This window comes from Pseudomonas jinjuensis (assembly GCF_900103845.1).
GTDB lineage: Bacteria > Pseudomonadota > Gammaproteobacteria > Pseudomonadales > Pseudomonadaceae > Pseudomonas > Pseudomonas jinjuensis.
Genome location: NZ_FNIJ01000001.1, coordinates 47,439 through 67,548, shown reverse-complemented (window position 1 = coordinate 67,548; position 20,110 = coordinate 47,439). Strand labels below are relative to the sequence as shown.

The 20,110-nt window shown below is 65.3% G+C and carries 22 protein-coding genes; 13 read left to right on the top strand and 9 right to left on the bottom strand.

The window, feature by feature from the left end:
- Window position 1: 1 nt before the first annotated feature.
- Window positions 2-802 (top strand): MlaA family lipoprotein, encoded by an 801-nt coding sequence (locus BLR75_RS00305; protein ID WP_084313078.1) that lies wholly within the window; start codon window positions 2-4, stop codon window positions 800-802.
- 107 nt (window positions 803-909) lie between these two features.
- Window positions 910-1,770 (top strand): pirin family protein, encoded by an 861-nt coding sequence (locus BLR75_RS00300; protein ID WP_084313077.1) that lies wholly within the window; start codon window positions 910-912, stop codon window positions 1,768-1,770.
- Here BLR75_RS00300 and BLR75_RS00295 read toward each other — a convergent pair.
- Both BLR75_RS00295 and BLR75_RS00290 read right to left on the bottom strand, forming a co-directional pair.
- On the bottom strand, window positions 1,743-2,951 hold the full coding sequence (locus BLR75_RS00295; protein WP_084313076.1) for a patatin-like phospholipase family protein: 1,209 nt from the start codon (window positions 2,949-2,951) through the stop codon (window positions 1,743-1,745). The genes BLR75_RS00300 and BLR75_RS00295 overlap by 28 nt on opposite strands.
- Before the next feature lie 57 nt (window positions 2,952-3,008).
- A complete protein-coding gene (locus tag BLR75_RS00290) occupies window positions 3,009-3,944 on the bottom strand; it encodes a lipid A biosynthesis lauroyl acyltransferase (RefSeq protein ID WP_084313075.1) in 936 nt (311 codons plus the stop codon).
- Window positions 3,945-4,102: 158 nt separating this feature from the next.
- Here BLR75_RS00290 and minC point away from each other — a divergent pair, with 158 nt between their 5' ends.
- The 11 genes from minC (at window position 4,103) to BLR75_RS00235 (ending at window position 13,545) form a co-directional block, all read left to right on the top strand.
- Window positions 4,103-4,897 carry a septum site-determining protein MinC gene (gene minC, locus BLR75_RS00285; RefSeq protein ID WP_084313074.1) on the top strand — a complete coding sequence of 265 codons (795 nt, stop codon included), beginning with the start codon at window positions 4,103-4,105 and terminating at the stop codon, window positions 4,895-4,897.
- Between the two features lie 60 nt (window positions 4,898-4,957).
- Window positions 4,958-5,773 (top strand): septum site-determining protein MinD, encoded by an 816-nt coding sequence (gene minD, locus BLR75_RS00280; RefSeq protein ID WP_084313073.1) that lies wholly within the window; start codon window positions 4,958-4,960, stop codon window positions 5,771-5,773.
- The gene (minE, locus tag BLR75_RS00275; RefSeq protein ID WP_084313072.1) at window positions 5,770-6,024 is read left to right on the top strand and encodes a cell division topological specificity factor MinE; all 255 of its coding nucleotides are present in this window, start codon (window positions 5,770-5,772) and stop codon (window positions 6,022-6,024) included. The genes minD and minE overlap by 4 nt, the downstream gene beginning before the upstream one ends.
- A gap of 66 nt (window positions 6,025-6,090) precedes the next feature.
- Window positions 6,091-6,726, top strand: coding sequence for an RluA family pseudouridine synthase (locus BLR75_RS00270; RefSeq protein ID WP_084313071.1), 636 nt, complete (start codon window positions 6,091-6,093; stop codon window positions 6,724-6,726).
- A gap of 140 nt (window positions 6,727-6,866) precedes the next feature.
- Window positions 6,867-8,156: a M18 family aminopeptidase gene (locus BLR75_RS00265; protein ID WP_084313070.1), complete on the top strand. Its 1,290-nt coding sequence runs from the start codon at window positions 6,867-6,869 to the stop codon at window positions 8,154-8,156.
- Window positions 8,157-8,363: 207 nt separating this feature from the next.
- A complete protein-coding gene (locus tag BLR75_RS00260; protein WP_084313069.1) occupies window positions 8,364-9,422 on the top strand; it encodes an ABC transporter substrate-binding protein in 1,059 nt (352 codons plus the stop codon).
- 54 nt (window positions 9,423-9,476) lie between these two features.
- Window positions 9,477-10,286, top strand: a complete 810-nt coding sequence (locus BLR75_RS00255; protein ID WP_084313068.1) for an alkaline phosphatase family protein — start codon at window positions 9,477-9,479, stop codon at window positions 10,284-10,286.
- Window positions 10,283-11,113 carry an ABC transporter permease gene (locus BLR75_RS00250; protein WP_084313067.1) on the top strand — a complete coding sequence of 277 codons (831 nt, stop codon included), beginning with the start codon at window positions 10,283-10,285 and terminating at the stop codon, window positions 11,111-11,113. Before BLR75_RS00255 ends, BLR75_RS00250 begins: the two co-directional genes overlap by 4 nt.
- On the top strand, window positions 11,100-11,894 hold the full coding sequence (locus tag BLR75_RS00245) for an ABC transporter permease (RefSeq protein WP_084313066.1): 795 nt from the start codon (window positions 11,100-11,102) through the stop codon (window positions 11,892-11,894). The genes BLR75_RS00250 and BLR75_RS00245 overlap by 14 nt, the downstream gene beginning before the upstream one ends.
- A gap of 2 nt (window positions 11,895-11,896) precedes the next feature.
- Window positions 11,897-12,892 carry an ABC transporter ATP-binding protein gene (locus BLR75_RS00240; protein WP_084313065.1) on the top strand — a complete coding sequence of 332 codons (996 nt, stop codon included), beginning with the start codon at window positions 11,897-11,899 and terminating at the stop codon, window positions 12,890-12,892.
- Entirely contained in the window at window positions 12,892-13,545 is a 654-nt protein-coding gene (locus BLR75_RS00235) for an HAD family hydrolase (RefSeq protein ID WP_084313064.1), read from the top strand. The genes BLR75_RS00240 and BLR75_RS00235 overlap by 1 nt, the downstream gene beginning before the upstream one ends.
- 64 nt (window positions 13,546-13,609) lie before the next feature.
- Here BLR75_RS00235 and BLR75_RS00230 read toward each other — a convergent pair whose 3' ends face one another.
- The 7 genes from BLR75_RS00230 to ihfB all read right to left on the bottom strand — a co-directional run bounded on the left by BLR75_RS00230 (window position 13,610) and on the right by ihfB (window position 19,995).
- On the bottom strand, window positions 13,610-13,942 hold the full coding sequence (locus tag BLR75_RS00230; protein ID WP_084313063.1) for a ComEA family DNA-binding protein: 333 nt from the start codon (window positions 13,940-13,942) through the stop codon (window positions 13,610-13,612).
- Window positions 13,943-14,119: 177 nt separating this feature from the next.
- The gene (locus tag BLR75_RS00225) at window positions 14,120-16,108 is read right to left on the bottom strand and encodes a polysaccharide biosynthesis protein (RefSeq protein WP_084313062.1); all 1,989 of its coding nucleotides are present in this window, start codon (window positions 16,106-16,108) and stop codon (window positions 14,120-14,122) included.
- Between the two features lie 71 nt (window positions 16,109-16,179).
- On the bottom strand, window positions 16,180-17,205 hold the full coding sequence (locus BLR75_RS00220) for an MraY family glycosyltransferase (protein WP_084313061.1): 1,026 nt from the start codon (window positions 17,203-17,205) through the stop codon (window positions 16,180-16,182).
- Window positions 17,202-18,161, bottom strand: coding sequence for an NAD-dependent epimerase/dehydratase family protein (locus BLR75_RS00215; RefSeq protein ID WP_245726081.1), 960 nt, complete (start codon window positions 18,159-18,161; stop codon window positions 17,202-17,204). The genes BLR75_RS00220 and BLR75_RS00215 overlap by 4 nt, the downstream gene beginning before the upstream one ends.
- A gap of 59 nt (window positions 18,162-18,220) precedes the next feature.
- Window positions 18,221-19,366: a hypothetical protein gene (locus BLR75_RS00210; protein ID WP_169720269.1), complete on the bottom strand. Its 1,146-nt coding sequence runs from the start codon at window positions 19,364-19,366 to the stop codon at window positions 18,221-18,223.
- 6 nt (window positions 19,367-19,372) lie between these two features.
- On the bottom strand, window positions 19,373-19,675 hold the full coding sequence (locus BLR75_RS00205) for a lipopolysaccharide assembly protein LapA domain-containing protein (RefSeq protein ID WP_084313059.1): 303 nt from the start codon (window positions 19,673-19,675) through the stop codon (window positions 19,373-19,375).
- A 35-nt stretch (window positions 19,676-19,710) separates the two neighbouring features.
- Window positions 19,711-19,995 carry an integration host factor subunit beta gene (gene ihfB / locus BLR75_RS00200; RefSeq protein WP_003091441.1) on the bottom strand — a complete coding sequence of 95 codons (285 nt, stop codon included), beginning with the start codon at window positions 19,993-19,995 and terminating at the stop codon, window positions 19,711-19,713.
- Window positions 19,996-20,110: the final 115 nt, after the last annotated feature.

The window sequence follows — 20,110 nt, the reverse complement described above, 5'->3', positions numbered from 1 at the left end:
AATGATTCGCCATTGCCCCTGGATATTCGCCCTGCTGCTCGGCTGCGGACTCGCCCAGGCCGACGCCACCAGACCCGCGCCGCACCCCTTCGAATCGCAAGCGGACGCCGACGGCTTCACCCATCCGCTCGACCAGCTGAAGATCAACCCCGGCCTCGACCAGCGCGAATTCGAACGCGCCACCCTCGACGCGCTGGACGTCTATGACCCGTGGGAGTCGTGGAACCGGCGGGTCTACCACTTCAACTACCGCTTCGACGAGTGGGTGTTCCTGCCGGTGGTGCGCGGCTACGAGTTCGTCACCCCGCACTTCGTCCGCAGCGGCGTCAGCAACTTCTTCAGCAACCTCGGCGACGTGCCGAGCCTGCTCAACAGCCTGCTGCAGTTCAAGGGCAAGCGCGCCCTGAACACCACCGGCCGGCTGCTGGTGAATACCACCGTGGGCGTGTTCGGCCTGTGGGACCCGGCCACGCGCTGGGGCATGCCCAGGCAGACCGAGGATTTCGGCCAGACCCTGGGCTTCTACGGCGTACCCGGCGGCCCCTACCTGGTGCTGCCGATCCTCGGCCCGTCCAACGTGCGCGATACCGGCGGCCTGGTCACCGACTTCGCCGCGGAAAGCCAGGTCAACTACCTGAACGTCGCCGAGGAAAGCGGCCGCCACCCGGAAATCACCGCCCTGCGCGTGGTCGACAAGCGCTACAGCACCAACTTCCGCTACGGCCAGATGAACTCGCCGTTCGAGTACGAGAAGCTGCGCTACTTCTACACCGAGGCGCGCAAGCTGCAGATCAGGGAATAGCGGAACACCGATCAATCGACACCATCGATAGGAATCAAGAAAAACTCGCAACCATTGATTCATGAATCGGGACTAGCATGACTCCATCAACCGATGAGGAGGTTCCCATGCCCCGTTTCCGTGAAGTCCGTGACCTGCATATCGGCCGTCCCGCCTCCGATGGCGCCGGCGTGCGCCTGACCCGGGTGATCGGCGGCCCCGGTATCGAACGCTTCGATCCGTTCCTGATGCTCGACCAGTTCGACACGCAGAACCCCGACGACTACATCGCCGGCTTCCCGGCGCACCCGCACCGCGGCTTCGAGACGGTCACCTACATGCTCGAAGGCCGCATGCGCCACGAGGACCACCTGGGCAACGAAGGCCTGCTCAAGCCGGGCGGCGTGCAATGGATGACCGCCGCCCACGGCATCATCCACAGCGAGATGCCGGAACAGCAGGACGGCGCCATGCGCGGCTTCCAGCTGTGGCTGAACCTGCCGGCCCGGGACAAGCTGGCGCCGGCCGGCTACCGCGATATCGAACCGCAGGACGTGCCGCGCACCCGCACCGCCGGCGGCGTCGAGGTGACGGCGATCGCCGGGCGCTTCGACAACGGCGAGACGCTGCTGGACGGCGCCGTGCAGCGCCCCGTCACCGAGCCGCACTACTACGACCTGGTGCTGCCGGCTGGCAGCAGCGTCAGCCCGCGTCTGCCGGAGGGGCACAACGTGCTGCTGTACGTCTACGAAGGCAGCCTGCAGGTGGAGGGGGAAAAAGGCGGCAGCGAAGTCGGCAGCAACCGCCTGGCGCGCCTGGGCGAAGGCAGCGAGCTGCGCCTGGCCAGCGACGGCGGCGCCCGCGTCCTGTTGCTGGCCGGCAAGCCGCTGAACGAACCCGTCGTGCAGTACGGGCCGTTCGTGATGAACAGCCGCGAGGAAATCGAACAGGCCCTGCGCGACTATCGCGACGGCGTGCTGGCGGTCTGATCGCCCCCGTCCAGCCCGAGGAAGCGCGCCAGTTCGGCGCGCTGCCGCATGGCATCGTCGTAGCCCAGCTGGATCAGTTCGTTGCAGTAGCCCTGCTCGAACAGCAGATAGCTGAGCACCCCCGCACCACTCGCCCTGGTCGCGCCCGGCCCGCGCAGGAACAGGCGCATCGCCCAGGGCAGCTCGTCGCGGTACTGGGCGGCGATCTCGTCCAGCGGCCGGCTCGGCGAAACCACCAGCACCTCCACCGGCTTCAGGCCCGGCGTTATCTCCCGCAGCTGTTCCGGAATCAGCGCACCGAGGTTGTTCATCCGCTCGACCTGCTCGATGTCGCTTTCAAGGCTGTCGATGAAGGTGCTGTTGAGCAGATGGACGCCCATCTGCGCCAGGGTCGGCGGCAACCCGCTCCGTTGGTCGCCGACCGCGACATTGGCATCCCCCGTCAGCGGATTGCCGCTGACGCCGATCACCAGCACCCGGTTCGCCCCCAGGTGCAGCGCCGGACTGATCGGCGCCTGCAGGCGCACCGCGCCGTCACCGAAGTATTCGCGCTGGATCTTCACCGGGGAGAACAGCAGCGGAATCGCCGAACTGGCCAGCAGGTGCTCCAGGCGCAGGCGCGTCGGCACGCCGATCCGGCGATGGCGCAGCCACGGCTGGATGGTCCCGCGTCCCTGGTAGAAGGTCACCGCCTGGCCCGATTCGTAACCGAAGGCGGTCACCGCCACCGCGCGCAGGCTGCGCTGGCGGATGGCCGCGGCGATTCCGGAAAAGTCCAGCTCGCGCGCCAGCAGATGGCGCAACGGGCGGCTGTCGAGCAGCGACACCGGACGCCTCCCGCCCAGGCCGAGCAGGCTGTGACCGAGGAAGTGCATGGCCTGGCCGACCACGCCGGAGAAGTCGGAGCGGTACACCTGGCCGCTGCGGAACTGCTGCCAGACCCGCGTCAGGCGCTGGATCGCGTCGGAGAAGTGCAGCGCACCGCAGGCCAGCCCCACGGCGTTGATGGCGCCGGCGGAGGTACCGACTATCACCGGGAAGGGATTCGGCGCGCCCTTCGGCAGCAGGTCGCCGATCGCCGCCAGCACGCCGATCTGGTATGCGGCGCGGGCTCCGCCGCCGGAAAGGATCAGGGCGGTGACGGGCGGTGCGGGAGTTCGGAACGAGTCGGTTTCGCTCAAGACGGCATCCTTGGATCGTCGCCCTTCGGTATGTCGGGCCCTGCGCCAGGCCGCCGCTCAGCGGCGCTTCTTCGAATACAGCTTCGGCTCGCCCGCCGGCCGGGTCTTGAAGCGCCGGTGCGCCCACAGGTACTGCTCCGGCTGGCGCGTGACCTCCTGCTCCACCCAGCGGTTGATGCGCAGGCAATCGGCTTCCTCGCTCTCGCCGGGGAAATCGGCCAGCGGCGGGTGGATCGTCAGCCGGTAGCCGGAACCGTCGGCCAGGCGCGTCTGGGTGAACGGCAGCACGCGGGCGCGGCCGAGCCGGGCGAACTTGGTGGTGGCGGTGACGGTGGCCGCCTGGATGCCGAACAGCGGCACGAAGATGCTCTGCTTGGCGCCGTAGTCCTGGTCCGGCGCGTACCAGATCGCCCGGCCGGCGCGCAGCACCTTGAGCATGGCGCGCACGTCCTCGCGCTCGATGGCGGTGGCATCCGGGTTGTGCCGCTCGCGGCCGCGGCGCTGGATGTAGTCGAACACCGGATTCTTGTGCTCGCGGTACATGCCGTCGATGGTGTGCCGCTGGCCGAGCAGCGCGGCGCCGATTTCCAGGGTGGTGAAGTGCAGGGCCATGAGAATCACGCCCTGCCCTTCGCGCTGCGCCTGCTGCAGGTGCTCCAGGCCCTCGATGTGCGCCAGCTTCGCCAGACGCGCCCGCGGCCACCACCAGCTCATGGCCATCTCGAGGAAAGCGATGCCGCTGGAGGCGAAATTTTCCTTCAGCAGGCGGCTGCGCTCGGCCGGGGACATCCGCGGGAAGCACAGCTCCAGGTTGCGCGCGGCGATCGCCCGGCGGCTGCCGACGACGCGGTACATCAGCGCGCCGAGGCCGCGGCCAAGCCGGAGCAGCACGGGATACGGCAGCTGCACCACCAGCCAGAGCAGCCCCAGTCCCAGCCAGAGCGGCCAGAAGCGCGGATGGAGGAAGGCGGGACGAAAGCTGGGACGGTCCATGAAAGAATCCGGCGGGGGAACGAAACCCGGCATTCTACCTTGCTGTCCGATCTTTGCGGCTGCCATCATCGGACGATTTCCCGCTGGCGCCGCGGCACCCTTGCGACTGCCCGGTCGCTCCGTTATAAGTCGATGTTATTTAACAAGTTAGGCCACCCATGAGCCAAGCCGATCTCCTCGAGCAAGACCCCGTATTCCAGCTGAAGGGCAGCATGCTCGCCGTCACCGTGCTGGAACTGGCGCACAACGATCTGGCTCGGCTGAACCGGCAGCTGACCGACAAGGTCGCCCAGGCGCCGAACTTCTTCCGCGACACCCCGCTGGTGCTCGCCCTCGACAAGCTGCCCGACGAAGAAGGCCAACTCGACCTGCAGGGCGTGCTCGACATCTGCCGCCGCCACGGCCTGCGTACCCTGGCGATCCGCGCCAACCGCGAGGAAGACCTGCGCCTGGCGACCATGCTGGACATCCCCGTGCTGCCCGCCTCCGGTTCCCGCGACCGTCCGCTGGAAGCCAGGGACAGCGCGCCGGCCGAACCCGCCGTACGCCGCCGCCGCGTGGAAAAGCTCGCCGACCCGACGCCGGCCGTCGAGAAGAAGGCCGAGCCGCCGGTCGCCGAAAGCCGCCCGACCAAGCTGATCACCGCGCCGGTGCGTGGCGGCGTGCAGATCTACGCCCCCGGCGGCGACCTCATCGTCCTCGCTCCGGTCAGTCCCGGCGCGGAACTTCTCGCCGACGGCAACATCCATGTTTACGGTCCGATGCGCGGACGCGCCCTGGCCGGCGTAAAAGGCGACACCAGCGCACGGATCTTCTGCCAGCAACTGGCCGCCGAACTGGTGTCCATCGCCGGTAATTACAAGGTCGCCGAAGACCTGCGACGCAGTCCGCAATGGGGGCAGGCCGTGCACGTCAGCCTGTCGGGTGACGTGTTGAACATCACCCGCCTTTAACGGATACTGCCGCGACTTTCAGGGACCAGAACTTCTCGTTTTTCATTGGGGTGAATCACCTTGGCCAAGATCCTCGTAGTCACTTCCGGTAAGGGTGGCGTCGGTAAAACCACCACAAGCGCCGCCCTCGGCACCGGCCTGGCATTGCGCGGTTTCAAGACCGCCATCGTCGACTTCGACGTGGGCCTGCGGAACCTCGACCTGATCATGGGCTGCGAGCGCCGCGTGGTATACGACTTCGTCAACGTGATCAACGGCGAAGCCACGCTGACCCAGGCCCTGATCAAGGACAAGCGCCTGGAAAACCTCTACGTGCTGGCCGCCAGCCAGACCCGTGACAAGGACGCCCTGACCCTGGAAGGGGTCGGCAAGGTCATGGAAGAGCTGAAGAAGTCCTTCGAATACATCATCTGCGACTCCCCTGCCGGTATCGAGAAGGGCGCGCACCTGGCTATGTACTACGCCGACGAGGCGATCGTCGTGACCAACCCGGAAGTCTCCTCGGTGCGCGACTCCGACCGCATGCTCGGCCTGCTGGCCAGCAAGTCGGCCCGCGCCGAGAAGGGCGAGGACCCGATCAAGGAACACCTGCTGCTGACCCGCTACAACCCCGAGCGCGTCACCAAGGGCGAAATGCTCGGCGTCACCGACGTCGAGGAAATCCTCGCCATCCGCCTGCTCGGCGTGATCCCGGAATCCCAGGCCGTACTCAAGGCATCCAACCAGGGCGTCCCGGTGATCCTCGACGAGCAAAGCGACGCCGGCCAGGCCTACAGCGACGCGGTCGACCGCCTGCTGGGCAAAGAGATGCCGCATCGGTTCCTCGATGTGCAGAAGAAAGGATTCCTGCAACGACTGTTCGGAGGACGTGAATGAGCCTATTAGACTTCTTTCGCAGCCGGAAGGCGCCCAGCACCGCCTCCATTGCGAAGGAAAGACTCCAGATCATCGTCGCCCACGAGCGCGGCAACCGTTCGCAACCGGATTACCTCCCGCAGCTGCAGAAAGACCTGCTGGAAGTGATCCGCAAGTACGTGCCGATCGAGCAGGAACAGGTCCAGGTCGAACTGGCGAACCAGGGCAGCTGCTCGATCCTGGAACTCAACATCACCCTGCCGGAACGCTGATTCCGCGCCGGGACCCTTGCGGCGGCTTCGGCCGCCGCAGTCGTTTCTACCCGCCGACGAGACACCATGCCGCTGTCGAACATCCAGATCGTCCACGAGGACGCCGCCCTGCTGGTGGTGAACAAGCCTACCCTGCTGCTTTCCGTTCCCGGACGGGCGGACGACAACAAGGACTGCCTGATCACCCGCCTGCAGGAGAACAGCTATCCGGAGGCACGCATCGTCCATCGGCTGGACTGGGAGACGTCCGGCCTGATCGTGCTGGCTCGCGATGCCGACAGCCATCGCGAACTGTCCCGGCAGTTCCACGACCGCGAGACCGAGAAAGCCTACACCGCGCTGTGCTGGGGGCAGCCGGAACTGGACAGCGGCCGCATCGACCTGCCCCTGCGCTACGACCCGCCGACCAAGCCGCGCCACGTGGTGTGCCACGAGCACGGTCGCCACGCCCTGACCTTCTGGCGCGTCATCGAACGCTGCGGCGACTGGTGCCGGGTCGAACTCACCCCCATCACCGGCCGCTCGCACCAACTGCGCGTGCACATGCTTTCCATCGGCCATCCGCTGCTCGGCGACCGCCTGTATGCCAACCCCGAGGCCCTGGCCGCCCACGACCGCCTCTGCCTGCACGCCAGCATGCTCTGCCTGACCCACCCACAGACCGGCGAACGCCTGCGCTTCGAGAGCCCGGCGCCGTTCTAGCCCGCGCCACGGTATCCATCGTTCCCACGCTCCTGCGTGGGAACGATAAGAGTGTGTGACGTTATAGGGCCATGCCCGCGACAAGGCCGCTGGATACGCATTTGCGATAAAATGCCCCCATTCGCTGTCCGGAGTTTCCCATGCGTGCAGAACTCAACCAGAGCCTGATCGATTTCCTCGCGGCCTCCCCCACTCCCTTCCACGCCACCCAGAGCCTTGCCCGCCGCCTCGAAGAAGCCGGCTACAGGCGCCTCGACGAGCGCGAAGCCTGGCGCACCGAGGCCGGTGGCCGCTACTACGTGACCCGCAACGACTCCTCGCTGATCGCCTTCAAGCTGGGCCGCGGCCCGCTGCTGGACAATGGCCTGCGCCTGGTCGGCGCGCACACCGACAGCCCCTGCCTGCGGGTCAAGCCGAATCCGGAGCTGGCGCGCAAGGGCTACTGGCAGCTGGGCGTGGAAGTCTACGGCGGCGCCCTCTTCGCGCCCTGGTTCGACCGCGACCTGTCGCTGGCCGGCCGCGTCACCTTCCGCCTGGCCGGCAAGGTGGAAAGCCGCCTGATCGATTTCGCCCGCCCCATCGCGGTGATCCCGAACCTGGCGATCCACCTCAACCGCGACGCCAACATGGGCTGGGCGATCAACGCGCAGAACGAACTGCCGCCGATCCTCGCCCAGCTCGCCGTCGGCGAATCCCGTGATTTCCGCGACCTGCTCGCCGAACAGCTGCAACTCGAGCACGGCATCGGCGCCGACACCATCCTCGACTACGAACTGAGCTTCTACGACACCCAGCGCGCCGCGGTGCTCGGTCTGCAGGACGAGTTCATCGCCGGCGCCCGCCTGGACAACCTGCTGTCCTGCTACGCCGGCCTGGACGCGCTGCTGTCCAGCAGCGACGAGCAGAGCGGCGTGCTGGTCTGCACCGACCACGAGGAAGTCGGCTCGTGCTCCGCCTGCGGCGCCGACGGCCCGTTCCTCGAGCAGGTGCTGCGCCGCCTGCTGCCGGAAGGCGACGCCTTCGCCCGCGTCGTGCAGAAATCGCTGCTGGTTTCCGCCGACAACGCCCACGGCGTGCATCCGAACTACGCCGACAAGCACGACGCCAACCACGGCCCGCTGCTCAACGGCGGCCCGGTGATCAAGATCAACGCCAACCAGCGCTACGCCACCAACAGCGAAACCGCCGGCTTCTTCCGCCACCTGTGCCTGGAAGCCGAGGTGCCGGTGCAGAGCTTCGTGGTGCGCAGCGACATGGCCTGCGGCTCCACCATCGGCCCGCTCACCGCCGGCCAGCTCGGCGTGCGCACCGTCGACATCGGCCTGCCGACCTTCGCCATGCACTCCATCCGCGAACTGGCCGGCAGCAAGGACCTCACCTACCTCGCCAAGGTCCTGCGCGCCTTCTACGACAGCGCCGACCTGCCGTAACTCCCTCTCCGTTCCCCGCTCCCGGCACGGCTCCCCAGCGGATGCCGTGCCGCCTGCCGCAAGCTCCCATGGTCTACGCTGATCCAGGCTGACAAGGAAATCCGCGGACGCGCTGACACGCAGGCATCACACCCGCCGCATGGACTGGCCGGCGCCCGCTCGGGCCTTTCCGCACCATCATCCGTCCGATGAGCCAAGGAGCACCGAATGAATCGCTTGCTAGCTTCACTGCTGGGATCGGCCATTGCCTTCGGCGCCGGCCTGTCCGTGGCTGCCGACGCCGATCTGCAGGCGCTGGAACAGGCGGCCCGCCAGGAGGGCCAGGTGAACAGCGTGGGCATGCCCGACAACTGGGCGAACTGGAAGGACACCTGGAAGGACCTGGAAAGCAAGTACGGCCTCAAGCACATGGACACCGACATGAGCTCGGCGCAGGAACTGGCCAAGTTCAAGGCGGAAGGCGAGAACGCCACCGCCGACATCGGCGACGTCGGCGCCGCCTTCGGTCCGATCGCCGTGCAGCAGGGCGTCAGCCAGCCCTACAAGCCGAGCACCTGGGACCAGATTCCGGACTGGGCCAAGGACAAGGACGGCCACTGGGCGCTGGCCTATACCGGCACCATCGCCTTCATCGTCAACAAGGACCTGGTGAAGGAACCGCCGAAGAGTTGGGCCGACCTGCTGAACGGCAAGTACAAGGTCACCATCGGCGACGTCAGCTCGGCCGCCCAGGCGGTGAACGGTGTGCTCGCCGCGGCCATCGCCAACGGCGGCGACGAGAAGAACATCCAGCCCGGGCTGGACTTCTTCGCGAAGATCGCCAAGCAGGGCCGCCTGTCGCTGACCAACCCGGTGATCAGCACGCTGGAAAAGGGCGAGGTGGAAGTCGGCGTGGTCTGGGACTTCAACGGCCTGAGCTACCGCGACCAGATCGACCCGAACCGCTTCCTGGTGCTGATCCCGTCCGACGGCTCGGTGATCTCCGGCTACACCACCATCATCAACAAGTACGCCAGGCAGCCGAACGCGGCGAAATTGGCGCGCGAGTACATCTTCAGCGATGCCGGGCAGATCAACCTGGCCAAGGGCAACGCGCGGCCGATCCGCGCCGAACACCTGACCCTTCCGGATGAGGTGAAGGCCAAGCTGCTGCCCAACGAACAGTACGCCAAGGCCCAGCCGATCAAGGACGCCAGGGCCTGGGAGGAAACCTCCAGGCGTCTGCCGCGGATGTGGCAGGACAGCGTGATCATCAACATGCAATGACGCGGACGTCCGCCGCGCCCCAGGGCCGGCGGACCAGTCCGGAAGGCGGTTGCGATGCGCCACGATGTCATCCTCGTTCTCCTCGATGGCCTGAACTACAGCGTCGCCCACGACTGCATGGGCCACCTGCAGGCGCTCTGCAATGCCGGACGCGGCCAGTTGTACCGCGTCGAAAGCGAGCTGCCGTCGCTGTCGCGGCCGCTCTACGAATGCATCCTCACCGGCGTGGCGCCGATCGACAGCGGCATCCTGCACAACAACGTGGTGCGCCTGTCCCGGGAGCGCAGCCTGTTCCACTACGCCCGCGCCGCCGGCCTGAGCACCGCGGCGGCGGCCTATCACTGGATCAGCGAGCTGTACAACCGCGCGCCGTTCAACCCCACCCGCGACCGGCATACCGATGACCCGTCGCTGCCGATCCAGTACGGCCATTTCTACTGGGTCGACCACTATCCGGATTCGCACCTGTTCTGCGACGGCGAAAGCCTGCGCCGCCGCCATGAGCCGAACCTGCTGCTGGTCCACCCGATGAACATCGACGACGCCGGCCACCAGCACGGCCTGAACTCGCCGCAGTACCGCAACAGCGCCCGGCATGCCGACGTCCTCCTCTCGGAGTACCTGCAGCAGTGGCTGGAGGCCGACTACCAGGTGCTGGTCGTCTCCGACCATGGCATGAACGACGACTGCAGCCACGGCGGCATCCTGCCCGAGGAGCGCGAGGTGCCGCTGTTCACCTTCGGCGCGGCATTCAGCCTCGACGACCAGGCGCGCCCGCGGCAGGTGGAGATCTGCGGCACGCTCTGCGAAATCCTCGGCGTCGCCCACGACAAGCCGGTCTGCCGGGAGCTGCTGAAGGCATGAAGTCGCGTCTGCCCGCCCTGCTCTGCCTGCTGCCGTTCGCGCTGTTCTTCCTCGCCTTCCAGCTCGCCCCGCTGTTCTGGGTAGCGCTGCACAGCGTGCAGGCTGGCGGTAGCTGGGGACTGGGCAACTTCAGCGAAATCTTCTCCTCGCCCTTCTACCGCCAGGCGATCCGCCACAGCCTGGAGATTTCCCTCTGGTCGAGCCTGATCGGCCTGTTCGTCGCCGTTCTCGGCAGCCATTCGCTGCGCCAGGTGGACAGCCGCCTGCGCGACTTCGTCATGGCCTTCGCCAACATGACCAGCAACTTCGCCGGAGTGCCGCTGGCCTTCGCCTTCATCATCATCCTCGGCTTCAACGGTGCCATCACCCTGCTGCTCAAGCAGGCGGGGCTGATCGAGGACTTCAACCTGTACTCGAAGACCGGCCTGATCATCCTCTACACCTATTTCCAGATTCCCCTCGGCGTGCTGCTGCTCTACCCGGCGTTCGACGCCCTGCGCGAGGACTGGCGGGAGTCCGCGGCACTGCTCGGCGCCAGCCCGTGGCAGTTCTGGCGGCACATCGGCCTCCCGGTGCTGACCCCGGCGCTGCTAGGCACCTTCGTCATCCTCATGGCCAACGCGCTGGGCGCCTATGCCACGGTCTACGCGCTGACCACCGGCAACTTCAACGTGCTGACCATCCGCATCGCCGGACTGGTGGCCGGCGACATCTTCCTCGACCCGAACATGGCCAGCGCGCTGGCGATGATCCTGGTCGGCCTGATGACGCTGATCACCATTGTCCACCAGTGGCTGCTGCGCCGGAGCCACCATGCACAGCGCTGAGCGCCGTGGCGGCCTGTACCACCGCCTGGTGGTCTACGGCCTGTTCTTCATCCTGCTGCTGCCGCTGGCGGCCACGCTGGTGTACTCGCTGGCCACGCAATGGTCGGCCAGCGTGCTGCCGGACGGCCTGACGCTGAAGTGGTACCTGCAACTGTGGAGCGACCCGCGCTTCCTGCTCGCCTTCGGCCAGTCGCTGCTGGTGTGCTTCGGCGCGCTGCTGCTCAGCGTGCTGCTGGTGCTGCCGCTGATGTTCGTCGTGCACTATCACTTCCCGCGCCTGGATGCGCTGATGAACGTGCTGATCCTGCTGCCCTTCGCCGTGCCGCCAGTGGTGTCCTCGGTCGGCCTGCTGCAGCTCTATGCCGGCGGACCACTGCCGCTGGTGGGCACGCCGTGGATACTGGTCGGCTGCTACTTCAGCATCGCCCTGCCCTTCATGTACCGGGCGATCAGCAACAACCTGCAGGCGATCAACCTGCACGACCTGATGGACGCCGCCCACCTGCTCGGCGCCAGCACCTGGCAGGCTGCGCTGCTGGTGGTGCTGCCGAACCTGCGCAAGGGGCTGCTGGTGGCGCTGTTCCTGTCGTTCTCCTTCCTGATCGGCGAATTCGTCTTCGCCAACCTGCTGGTCGGCACCCGCTACGAGACGCTGCAGGTGTTCCTCAACAACATGCGCAACAGCAGCGGCCACTACACCAGCGCGATCGTCATTTCCTACTTCGCTTTCGTCCTGCTGTTCACCTGGGCGGCCAACCGCCTGAACCGGGACAGGGATTGAGCATGGCCTTCCTCAGCGTCGAGCGACTGAACAAGAGCTTCGGCAGCACCCGGGTGTTCAACGACATCGACTTCTCCGCCGAACGCGGCGAATTCGTCACCCTGCTCGGCCCAAGCGGGTGCGGCAAGTCCACACTGCTGCGCTGCATTTCCGGCCTGACCGCGGTGGACAGCGGGCACATCCTCATCGACGGCCATGACGTGGTGCCGGTGAGCCCGCAGAAGCGCGGCATCGCCATGGTGTTCCAGAGCTATGCGCTGTTCCCCAACATGACCGTGCAGCAGAACGTCGCCTTCGGCCTGCGCATGCAGAAGGTGCCCGCCGAAGAGGCGCGCCGGCGAGTCGCCGAGACCCTGGAGCTGGTCGAGCTGGGCGACCTGAGCGGGCGCTATCCGCACCAGCTCTCCGGCGGCCAGTGCCAGCGGGTGGCGCTGGCCCGCTCGCTGATCACCCGTCCGCGCCTGCTGCTGCTCGACGAACCGCTGTCGGCGCTGGACGCGCGCATCCGCAAGCACCTGCGCGAGCAGATCCGCCGCATCCAGCAGGAGCTTCGACTGACCACGGTGTTCGTCACCCACGACCAGGAGGAGGCACTGGTGCTTTCCGACCGCATCGTCCTGATGAACGCCGGGCGGATCGTGCAGAGTGGCGACGCACAAACCCTGTACACTGCGCCGCAGAACGCCTTCGCCGCCGGCTTCATCGGCAACTACAACCTGCTCGACGCCACGCAGGCCAGCCGCCTGCTGGGGCGGACCTGCGAACGGCAGGTGGCGATCCGGCCGGAGTCGTTGAGCCTGAATCCCGAGCCCGGCAACGGCATCGAGGTGCGCGTACTGTCCCACAGCCTGCTGGGCAACGTGATCCGCTACCGGGTCGAGGCGGCAGGCATCGAACTGACGGTGGACGTGCTGAACCGCGGCGCCGAACGACTCTACCCGGCCGGGAGCCGGCTGGGACTGCAAATCGACCATGAAAGCATTCGAGAGGTAACCTGATGGCCCTGGTAATTTTCGATCTCGACGAAACCCTGATCGCCGGCGATTGCGCCAGCCTGTGGAGCAGGCGCATGGGTGACCTGGGCTGGGTGGATGCCGAGTCCTTCGTCCGCCGCGACGCCGAACTGATGGCGCTGTACGGCGACGGCAAGCTGTCGATGGAGGACTACATGGCCTTCAGCCTGGAGCCGCTGAGCGGGCGCAGCGTCGAGGAAGTCGAACGCGAGGTCGAGGCCTACGTCGAGGATGTGATCGAGCCGCTGATCTACAGCGACGCCTGCACCACCATCGCCCGCCATCACCAGGCCGGTGACCGCACTCTGGTGATTTCCGCTTCGGGCGTGCATCTGGTCGCGCCCATCGCCGCGCGCATCGGTATCGACAACGTGCTGGCCATCGACCTGGAAGTGCTGGAGGGCTGCTACACCGGCCGTACCCTTGGCACCCTCACCTACCGCGAAGGCAAGGTCCTCCGCCTGCGCGACTGGCTGCAGGGCGACGACAGCCACCTGGCCGGCGCGTACTTCTATTCGGACTCGCGCAACGACCTGCCGCTGCTCGGCCTGGTGGGCAATCCGCACACGGTCAACCCCGATCCGGTGCTGCGCGCCCATGCGGAAAAATCCGGCTGGGAAATCCTCGCCTGGAGCTGATTGCCCCGGAAACGAAAAGGCTCTTCACGTCGCCGTGAAGAGCCTTTTTTAGTTGCTGCAGAAATTACTTGATGGTCAGTTTCTCGCGGTTCTTGTCCAGCGTAGCCTTGCCGATGCCCTTGACCTCCAGCAGTTGATCGACCGAAGTGAAGGGACCGTTGGCCTCGCGATACTGGACGATGGCTTCGGCCTTCTTCTCGCCGATACCCTTCAGTTCGCTCTGCAACTGGGCCACGTCGGCGGTATTGAGATTCACCAGGGCCACGTTTTCGGCCGGCGCCTGCTGTACCGCTGCAGGTTTCGCCGCCTCGCCCTTGGTTGCGGCGGAAGCGACATCGGTGAAGGACACACAGGACAGCAGGAGCATCAACAATGCAGAAAAGCGGATTTTCTTCATGGGTCAGTCCCTTGAAAGGTTGGTGGTAGGGAACCCGCAATCGGGCCCGCCACAAACCTTATCGCCAGGAACGTCCACGGAAAGAGCGGCACCGGCGCCAGAACCTAATTCAGTAACTTCCCCATCCTGTCAGAGAAATTTCAGTGCCGGGCGCGGAAGCACCCGACACTCGCAGGCTCAGGGTTCGACCCGCCGATGCTGGTGGATCAGGTCGACGATCTCGCCCTCGGGACTGTAGCCGTTGACCATTTCGCGCAGCAGCAGGCGCACCCGCGCATAGTCACCCAGTTCGACAGCCTTCAGCAGTTCGGCCAGGGCGATCTTGAAGGTCTCCCACGGCAGCAGCTCTTCGTTGGCCTTCATGATCATGGGATGGTCGGTGGCGCTGACGTTGTCGCCGATCAGCAGCTCTTCGTAGAGCTTCTCGCCCGGGCGCAAGCCACTGAACTCGATGGCGATGTCGCCATGCGGCAACTGTTCGGAACGCACGCTCAGGCCGGACAGGCGGATCATCCGTTCGGCCAGTTCGAGAATCCGCACCGGCTGCCCCATGTCGAGCACGAACACGTCGCCGCCGCGCCCCATGGAGCCCGCCTGGATGACCAGCTGCGCCGCCTCGGGGATGGTCATGAAATAGCGGGTGATTCCCGGATGGGTGACCGTCACCGGACCACCGCGGCGGATCTGCTCGCGGAACAGCGGAATGACCGACCCGGACGAACCCAGCACGTTGCCGAAACGCACCATGGTGAAGCGGGTCTTGTTCACCTGGTGCACGCCGGAGCGATCGCCGAACAGCACCGGTGCGGGTTCCTGGCTCAACGCCTGCAGGATCATCTCGGCCAGGCGCTTGGTACTGCCCATGACATTGGTCGGCCGGACGGCCTTGTCGGTGGAGATCAGGACGAAATTCTGCACCCCGGCCTGAATCGCCACCTGGGCGGTATACAGGGTGCCGAGCACATTGTTCAGCACCCCTTCGGAAATATTGTGCTCGACAATCGGCACATGCTTGTACGCCGCTGCATGGTAGACGGTGGCGACCTTCCAGGTGCGCATCACGTCGAGCAGACGCTCGGCATTGCGCACGGTGCCCAGAATGGGGATCAGTTGCACCGGCAGGGATTCGCGCTTCACGCGCAGCTCCAGCTCCTGGTGCACGCGGTACAGGTTGTATTCGCAATGTTCGAAGAGGATGAGCGTCGTCGCGCCGCAGGCGAGAATCTGCCGGCACAGTTCCGACCCGATCGATCCGCCGGCCCCGGTGACCATCACCACCTGGCCACGGATGCAGTGCTCCAGCAGCTCCTTGCGCGGCGCCACCGGATCGCGCCCCAGCAGGTCGGCGATGTCGACCTCCTGGATATCGTCGACGCGTACCCGGCCGTTGGCCAGATCGATGAATCCCGGAACGCTGCGCACGTGCAGCGGATATGGCTCGAGCAGGCCGAGGATTTCACGGCGACGCGCCCGTGACGCCGAGGGTATCGCCAGGAGTATCTCCTGCGCGCCCGTCTCGTCGATCATCTGCTGGATATGCCTGGGCTTGTACACCCGCAGGCCGGCAATGACCCGGTCGGCGATTCCCTCGTCGTCGTCGAGGAAGGCCACCGGACGCATCGCCCGCCCCATGCGCAGGGCAGCCACCAGTTGGTTGCCCGCCGAACCGGCGCCATACACGGCAACCTTCGGCAGTCCTTCATCCTTGTTGCTCAGGAACGGTACCGCCTGCACGCCATACCAACCGCCCATGAAGTACTGGCGCATAGCCAGCCGCAAGCCGCCAACCATCAGCAGGGTGATCCACCAATAGTTGAATACCAGCGAACGCGGCACTACCTCGGTCACTGCGCGGTTCCAATAGACCACCAGGGAGAGCACCAGCGCCGAAACGGTCACCGCCTTCAGGATAGTGATGAGTGCGTCGTTACCGAAATAGCGCATCACCGCACGATACAGGCCGAAGCGGATGAACAGCGGAATGGCGATGGCCGGAGCGGCGATGAACAGCCAGGTATGGGCGGTGAATGGATAGGACAGGTTATCCATTCCAAGGCGTACCACGAAGGACAGCCACAGGGCAGTCCAGACCAGGATGACGTCAGTCGTGACCTGCAGCAATCGCTTGTAACGTCGCGGAAGCTTTAACAGGCGTTCTCGGAGCATTGATTTCGATTCCTTTTCGACCCGGGGAAAACAATCCCCCGAGTTACATTGACCACCGATTCCGTTGGAGTTCAGCTCACTACCCGATTATCCGGACGACCAGCCCCTGCATAAGCGACAACCAATACCAATGGAGCATAGGCAATAATCAGCCCGAGCAAGCCATCGACCTTCTCCAGACTGACCAGTAGTGCCCAGGGCATCAGCCAGCCCAGATTGATCCCAGCCACCGTCAGGCTGACCGGCAGGTGCCCGCCCCATTGCCGGGCGATGCGCTGGTAGGCGTGGCTGCGATGCGCCTCGTAGACACGCTCCCCGCGCAGCAGCCGATGCAGGAGCGTCCAGGTGGCGTCGACGACGAATACGCCCAGCAGGATCAACCAGCTCCAGAGCAACTGCGGCGCCACCCATGCGGCGTACACGGACAACCCGCCCAGCATCAGCCCGAGGAAGCCGCTGCCGGCATCGCCCATGAAGATTCGCGCAGGCGGGAAGTTCCAAACCAGGAATCCCGCCGCCGCCGCTCCCAGGGCCAGAGGCAGCCAGGCCAGGTCGCCCTGCCCTACCAGCACGAAACAGATCGCCCCGGCCAGACAGACGGTAACGGCCTCCAGGCCGGCAATCCCATCGATGCCATCCATGAAGTTGTACAGATTCAGCAGCCAGACGAGATAGACCAGCGCCAGCAGGTCGCCGAACAGGCCAAGATCGAGAACGGCGCCCAGGAAGCTCAGGGCCGGCAATCCTCCACTGAAGGCCAGAAGCCAGGCCGCGCCAAGGAAATGCCCCAGCAGCCGCCAGCGCGCAGGAATGTGCCGGTGATCGTCGATGAACCCCACCGCAGCGACCCAGATCCCCGGAAGCATGAAGGCAAGCACCACGCTGCCGCCGATGATTCCCAACCCCCAGGCCAGCGGCAGCGATAGCAGGAAGGCCAGCACGATCGCCACGCCGCCGCCACGGGGAGTGGGAACCGCATGGGAACTGCGCTCGTTCGGCACGTCCATCAGGCTTCGAGCCAGGGCATAGCGACGAACCGCCCCGGTCAACCAGAGCGATGCCAGGAAGATGCAGAGCAATGTCAGCCAGGCGCTCATTGGCGGTGCTCCCGATGCCAGCGCGCTGTCGCTGCAAGGGCTTCATCAACATTCACGGGAGGCTTCCATCCCAGCAGCCGTTCGGTCTTGCCCATATCCACCTGCAGAGAACCGAGCAGACGCACCCGCGCGGCCCCCTTGCCCAGGATTCCAAGCAGAAACCCCAGCAACGACGGCGGGATCGGCAGCAGTCGCGGCTTGACGCCCAGTGCCCGGCTCAGCCGGCGGCACAGCTCCGCGGTCGACAGATCCTCGCCATCGCTCACCAGGAACACCTGGTTGGCAGCGGCCGGATGCTGCGTGCACAGCAGCACCAGATCGACGAGATTGTCCCGTGCCACCAGGCTGCGACGGTTATCGACCCTGGCAAAAGGCAATGGCAGTCTTCGCTCGAGCACGCTCATCAGGCTGGCGAAGTTCGCCCGCACCCCAGGCCCGTAGACCAGCGGCGGCCGAATGATCACGACTTCCAGCCCGCTGTCCCTGGCGATGTCGAGCAGGCCCTGTTCAGCTTCCAGCTTGGATTGACCGTAAGGATCGAGCGGAGCGGGCCGGCTCTCGGCGGTGAAAGGCTGACCAGCGGCAGTCTGCTCGCCATTCACCTTGATCGTACTGATGAAGATGAAACGCCGGACGCCCGCCCCGACCGCCTGTCGCGCCAGATCGAGGGTCGCCTCGACGTTGACGGCGCGGAACGCAGCTAGAGGATCCACGGCTGATTCATGCAGCACATGCACACGGGCTGCCGAATGAATGACGACATCCATTCCCTGCAAGGCCGGCGTCCAGTCCGGAACCTCGGTCAGATCAGAAATCGCGAACACTTCACAGCCCTTGGGAAACCCGGCAGGAACCGAGCGCAGGGCCACTCGCACCTGTATATTCGTCACACCCAGCAACCGCTGCAGGATGCCGTTGCCGACAAACCCCGTTGCACCCGTCAGAAGAACCTTCAACGTCTTACTCGCAAGCCTGGGCGCTCCATGCGCCCGCAATGAATCGAACCGCCCCGGGATCACCAGGGAGAGGTGAGCGGCCGCAGGGTATCCCAGGCATGACAGCCAGGACATTGCCAGTGCAGCTCGCGTCCGAAGAAACCGCAACCGGTGCAGCGATAGCGCGGCATCCCCTTGTGCAGCGCCGAGATGATCGGCCGGATGTTCGGGAAGAAGGCCGGATCGCCATCGGCACCTTCGGAAACATCCAGGCAGCCGATCATGCCGGGCCATGAAGGCTGCTCCCGCACCCGCTCCAGCAGACGCGCCTGCCACCGGTCGGCGTTGGTCGCATCGAGACGTGCGAGCAACGCCAACAGCGAGGGGGAAGCTCCGCTCTCTTCGGCCAGCCGGCGAAGCAGCCCCAGGACGGCCGGGTCGCCCTGTGCGTCATGGCGAGCCAGGATCGGCACCATCTCGCGAATGAATCCTTCCTTGTTTCGCACCAGTTCGTTCAGCAGAGCCGCTGCGGCATTCAGGTTACGCACGCCAAGTTCCAGATCCAGGCACATCAGCACCGCGCGAATGCAATGCGGATCCGTTCGCCGGGCCTGCAACAGCAAATCCCTGGCCATCTCGGGTTTTTCCCGGGATTTTTCCTGGGCGAGTTCGCAGCAGTAATTCGCCAGGGTCGACTTCAGTTTTGGGTTGGACTCCGTCAGGCGCTCGGTCAGTTCTATCGCACGGGACCAGTCCTTTTCCCGCTCACAGATGCGCCGCAACTCCTCGAGGGCCGCGAACGAGACCGACGGCTCTTCCGACCGCGCCACCTCATCGAGAAGCTGCTCGGCACGATCGACCAATCCGGCAGCAAGGAAGTCCCGCGCAAGCTCAAGACGCAACCGGGCTATCTCGGCTAAATCGTTCCCGACCTTGTCGAGCAGTTCCTGGTGAATCTGGATGGCACTTTCGATATCGCCGCGCCGACGGTAGAGATTGCCGATCTGGGCATGGCTCGTCAGGGTTTCCCCGGTGAGGGCAAGCCCCTGCGAAAGCCTCGCCAGTTCCTCGTCAGGCTGTTTGTCGAGAACCTCGTGGATCCGACGGATGCGCTCGCGCAGTGCCTGGCTGGAATCCTGCCCGGGATAACGCCGTGATCGGCGGCCCATCCACCAGCCAACCAACAATGCGAGGAGGAACAGAACGCCTCCGAGAACACCGGGCATCCCGCGTCACTGCTCTTTCAGGGATTTTTCGCGTAAAGCCTGGTTTTCCTTGCGGAAACGAGACACTTCGGAACGCAGGCCCGCCATGTGGAAGCGCGCACGCGCGCGGAACGGCAGCCCAAGCAGCAGACCGATCAGGCCACCCAGGATGAAGGAAAGGGAAACGAAGACGACCAGCGGCCACTCATCCGACTGCCAGCCGAGGAAGGCCAGACGTGCAGGCTGCAGGTTCTCCAGCACGAACACGACTACAGAAATGGAAAGCACCACGGCTGCCAGGATAACCAGAAAACGCTTTACCCAAAGCATGAATACTCCTTGGCGGTATGTCCTCGGGACGTGTGTCACTCAGGCTCGTTGACGCGATCACGCAGTTCTTTGCCCGGCTTGAAGTGCGGCACGAACTTTCCGTCGAGGCGGACAGACTCTCCCGTTTTGGGATTGCGGCCGACGCGCGGCGCGCGATAGTGCAGCGAAAAACTACCGAAACCACGGATCTCGATCCGATCCCCGGTCGCCAGAGCCTGGGACATCTGCTCAAGCATGGTCTTGATCGCCAGCTCCACATCCTTTGCGGAAAGCTGCCCCTGATGGGTGACTATTCTCTCGATCAACTCCGACTTGGTCATGGTTTTCCCTTCGTTTTCAAGCGGCTAGATCAGCTCATGGTTCTTTTAGCATGCTGATCAGGCTTTGAACAGCCCGAATGGGAAAACAAAAAAGGGCGACCGAAGTCGCCCTTTT